This is a genomic window from Arsukibacterium sp., assembly GCF_033722355.1.
Lineage (GTDB): Bacteria > Pseudomonadota > Gammaproteobacteria > Enterobacterales > Alteromonadaceae > Alishewanella.
On the sequence record NZ_JAWVZF010000257.1, the window covers coordinates 1 to 2,453 of the forward strand.

The following is a 2,453-nucleotide window of genomic DNA, read 5'->3' on the forward strand; positions in this document are numbered from 1 at the left end:
CCGGCAACGGCACTGTGGTCTCTGCAGCTAAGGAAACGGTTATGACCGACAATTATGATGCACGCTATCAGCCTGAGCCTTACGTTAAGCTTAGCCATCCACAGTGGAGTAAAGATGCGGTTATCTACCAGATAAATACCCGCCAGTTTACCGCTGAAGGCACCTTTGCGGCCGCTCAGCAGCAACTGCCAAGGCTCAAAGCGCTCGGTGTTGATATTCTGTGGCTGATGCCGGTTCAGCCAATTGGCGAGGTGAATCGCAAAGGCACGCTGGGCAGTCCTTATTCAATAAAAGATTATTACGGCGTGAATCCGGAATTTGGCACTAAACAGGATATAAAAGCCTTTATTGATGCTGCCCATCAACAGGGAATGTACGTGATCCTCGATTGGGTCGCTAACCATACCGCCTGGGATAACCCGCTTACTGACCAGCACCCCGACTGGTATATCCGGGACTGGAAAGGTGATTTCAGACCAACCCCATGGTGGGACTGGAGCGATATTATCGAGCTGGATTACAGCAAGCCGGCACTACGCAAATACATGACAGACGCAATGAAATACTGGGTTCAGGACATTGGCTTTGATGGCTTTCGGGCTGATGTTGCCGGCTTTGTGCCGCTGGATTTCTGGGAGAATGTAAGGGCAGAGCTGATGCAGATAAAGCCGGTGTTTATGCTGGCGGAATTTGAAGGCCGTGACTTTCATGCCGAGGCGTTTGATGCAACGTATGGCTGGAGCTGGCATCAGGCTGTGCATGCGGTGGTCAGTGGCCATGCTGATGTGAATAAGCTCTATGTGTATTATTCATGGAACGAGAAATATTTCCCAGAGCAGGTTATGCGGCTGCTGGGTACCAGCAATCATGATCAGAACGCCTGGGAAGGCACCGAATTTGAAATGTTTGGCAAGGCATTACCTGCTGTGACGGTTTTGTCGTTTGTCAGTGAAGGTATTCCGATGCTGTATAACGGCCAGGAAGCCGGTAATGACAAGCGGCTGGCATTCTTTGAAAAAGACCCTATCGTCTGGCGCGAACATCCGCAGGGTAAACTGTACCGGCAACTTATTCAGCTGAAAAAGACGCAATCGGCGTTGTGGAACTCGACCTGGGGCGCCAGGATGATCCCGGTTCATAACAGTCAGGCTAACCAGATACTGAGCTTTGTCCGCCAGGATGACAACAGTAAGGTATTTGCGGTGTTTAACTTTTCTGATAAACCACAACAGGTAAGCTTTAAGGCGCATTTGCATCATGGTTTTTACCAGGAGTACTTCAGCGGCGAGCGGGCCGCTTTCAGCGCTGACACTAAGCTTACGTTGCCAGCCTGGGGCTATCGGGTGTATCTGGGCCGTTGATAGTGCAATTATTACAATTTTGCCGGGCCGGCGTGAACTCTTTACCCACTCTGGTTTGGCTAAAGTTGCTGAGATAGCCGCCGGGCGGCAGCTGACAGAGCTGGAACAGCTTTTGCTGGCTATACTGTTAGGGCACCAGCGCCGTTCAGACTGCTGGTATTGGCTTTAACACACAACCCTGAGCACTAAAAGGAGAATGACATGGCAATTATCAATTGGGCAACGGCGAGTTATGAAGGGCTGGGCAAAGATGGCAAAGGACATGTTTCAACCCAGTCAGGCGCGCTGAAAAATCAGCCTTATGGCTTTAATACCCGGTTTGAAGATAAAGAAGGTACCAACCCCGAAGAGCAGATTGCAGCAGCCCATGCCTCCTGCTTTACCATGGCATTATCATTCGGTCTGGCAAAACAGGGCTTTAGTAAAGGGTCGCTGAAATCTAAAGCCAGTATTACCCTGATGAAGGATGGCGACGGTTTTACCGTGACAAAATCTGAAATTAAATTAGATGCCAGGGTGCCTGGCATGCACGGTTCTGATTTTGAGAAAGCGGCGGTCGAGGCAAAATTAAACTGTCCGATTTCTAAATTGCTTAACTGCGATGTCACGCTGGATATTACCTCTTTCGACGGTAATTAACCGCTCACAGCACAAAGCGAAACCGGCTGGCTGCTGGCTTGTTAAGGCAGTGGCCGCGCCGGTTTTTTTATATTGTTTATTCTTTTCAGGTTAATTCAGCTTCAGTGTGGCATTTTGCCATAAATTCTGGTGCGCCGGTTCATTAAAAAACTGCTCTGGCTGCCAGCAGCGGGGCAACAACTTTCGCAGGTACCTAGCCTCACCATCCTGGTACAGCGCATTCAGCAGAGCCTTCAGTCGCTGCTCTGGCAGCACCTCCAGCCGTTCACGGGCCGCTTTAAAGTACAGGTTGTAATCAGGTTGCAGACTAATATCAATGCCGGTATTACGATACTGCTGCCGGCGGCTGACCACCCGGCAGTTTGGCTGCTCAGGCTTTGGTGGATATAAGCCGTTAACAATCGCAAATTCGTAGCGCTCCTGTGGCTGCTGATCCGGCCCTAGCGGGGTAAA

2 protein-coding genes and 1 pseudogene are annotated in these 2,453 nt (G+C 50.3%); 2 read left to right on the top strand and 1 reads right to left on the bottom strand.

What is annotated here, in order from left to right:
• Both R3177_RS14535 and R3177_RS14540 read left to right on the top strand, forming a co-directional pair.
• Positions 1-1,361, top strand: a 1,361-nt coding sequence (locus tag R3177_RS14535; RefSeq protein ID WP_318971725.1) for an alpha-amylase family glycosyl hydrolase, incomplete at its 5' end; no start/stop codon positions are given.
• A gap of 201 nt (positions 1,362-1,562) precedes the next feature.
• Positions 1,563-2,000 (top strand): OsmC family protein, encoded by a 438-nt coding sequence (locus R3177_RS14540; protein ID WP_318971726.1) that lies wholly within the window; start codon positions 1,563-1,565, stop codon positions 1,998-2,000.
• A 90-nt stretch (positions 2,001-2,090) separates the two neighbouring features.
• Here R3177_RS14540 and R3177_RS14545 read toward each other — a convergent pair.
• Positions 2,091-2,453, bottom strand: a pseudogene (locus R3177_RS14545) (hypothetical protein); the annotation flags it as partial.